This is a genomic window from Streptomyces sp. NPDC048600 (assembly GCF_055587025.1).
Map to the genome: position 1 here is coordinate 1 of NZ_JBVJGZ010000071.1, position 1,678 is coordinate 1,678.

2 protein-coding genes are annotated in these 1,678 nt (G+C 66.6%); both read right to left on the bottom strand.

The window, feature by feature from the left end:
- Positions 1-872: alpha-amylase family glycosyl hydrolase (locus tag ACZ6SQ_RS38320; RefSeq protein WP_469570675.1), on the bottom strand; the 872-nt coding region annotated here is incomplete at its 3' end.
- Positions 869-1,678: alpha-amylase family glycosyl hydrolase (locus tag ACZ6SQ_RS38325; protein WP_469570677.1), on the bottom strand; the 810-nt coding region annotated here is incomplete at its 5' end. The genes ACZ6SQ_RS38320 and ACZ6SQ_RS38325, both read right to left, overlap by 4 nt.

Genomic DNA, 1,678 nt, shown 5'->3' on the forward strand with positions numbered 1-1,678 from the left:
ATGACCGGGAAGTGGAAGGCCATGTGGCACTCGTCGCCGCCGCTCTGGAAGTCGCCGAAGTAGTCGACGACGTCCTCCGGCCACTGGTTGGCCTCCGCGAGCAGCACCGTGTCCGGGTACTGCGCGTCGATCTCCTTGCGCACCCGTTTGAGGAACGCGTGCGAGGCGGGCAGGTTCTCGCAGTTGGTGCCCTCCTCGGCGTAGAGGTAGGGCACGGCGTCCAGCCGGAAGCCGTCGATGCCCAGGTCCAGCCAGAACTTCAGCGCCGACAGGATCTCCTCCTGCACCGCCGGGTTCTCGTAGTTGAGGTCCGGCTGGTGGGAGAAGAACCGGTGGAAGAAGTACTGCTTGCGCACCGGGTCGAAGGTCCAGTTGGACACCTCGGTGTCCACGAAGATGATCCGCGCGCCCTCGTACTGCTTGTCGTCGTCGGCCCACATGTAGTAGTCGCCGTAGGGCCCGTCGGGGTCCTTCCTCGACTCCTGGAACCACGGGTGCTGGTCGCTGGTGTGGTTCATGACGAAGTCGATGATGACCCGCATGCCGCGCTGGTGGGCGGCGTCGACGAACTCCACGAAGTCGGCGAGGTCGCCGAACTCCGGCAGCACGGCGGTGTAGTCGGAGACGTCGTAGCCGCCGTCGCGCAGCGGGGACTGGAAGAACGGCGGCAGCCAGAGGCAGTCGACACCCAGCCACTGGAGGTAGTCGAGCTTGGCTGTCAGGCCCTTGAGGTCGCCGACGCCGTCGCCGTTGCTGTCCTGGAACGAGCGCACCAGGACCTCGTAGAAGACCGCGCGCTTGAACCACTCCGGGTCCCGGTCCTTGGCGGGAGTGTCCTCGAAGGTGTCCGGGACGGGTTCGTTGACGATCATTTTATGGGTGACCCTCCGATCTGCGGGTTGGACGGTCGCAGGACGCTCAGTACGTGCGCGGGCCGACGGCCCGGCTCGAGGCGCACGTAGTTCGCCCTGCCCCAGTGATAGGTCTCGCCGGTGAGCTCGTCGCGCACCGGCACGGACTCATGCCAGTCCAGGCCGAGTTGCGGCATGTCCAACGAGACCGTGGCCTCCTGGGTGTTGTGTGGGTCCAGGTTGGCGACCACCAGAACCGTGTTCGATCCGCTCCTCTTCGAGTACGCGATCACCGACTCCTTGTCGGTGGGGTGGAAGTGGAGATCCCGCAGTTGTCGCAGGGCGGGGTGCTCGCGGCGGATCGTGTTGAGGCGGGTGATGAGGGGGGCGATGCTGCGGCCCTCGCGTTCGGCCGTCTCCCAGTCGCGGGGGCGCAGTTGGTACTTCTCGGAGTCGAGGTACTCCTCGCTGCCCTCGCGCAGGGGGGTGTTCTCGCAGAGTTCGTAGCCGGAGTAGACGCCCCAGGTGGGGGAGAGGGTCGCGGCGAGGACGGCGCGGACCTCGAAGGCGGGGCGGCCGCCGTGCTGGAGGTAGGCGTGCAGGATGTCGGGGGTGTTCACGAACAGGTTCGGCCGCATGTAGTGCGCGCTCTCGCCGGACAGTTCGGTGAGGTACTCGGTGAGTTCCTGTTTGGTGTTGCGCCAGGTGAAGTAGGTGTAGGACTGCTGGAACCCGGCCTGGGCGAGCGCGCGCATCATGGCGGGGCGGGTGAACGCCTCGGCCAGGAAGATCACGTCCGGGTCGGTGCGGTTGATCCCGGCGATGAC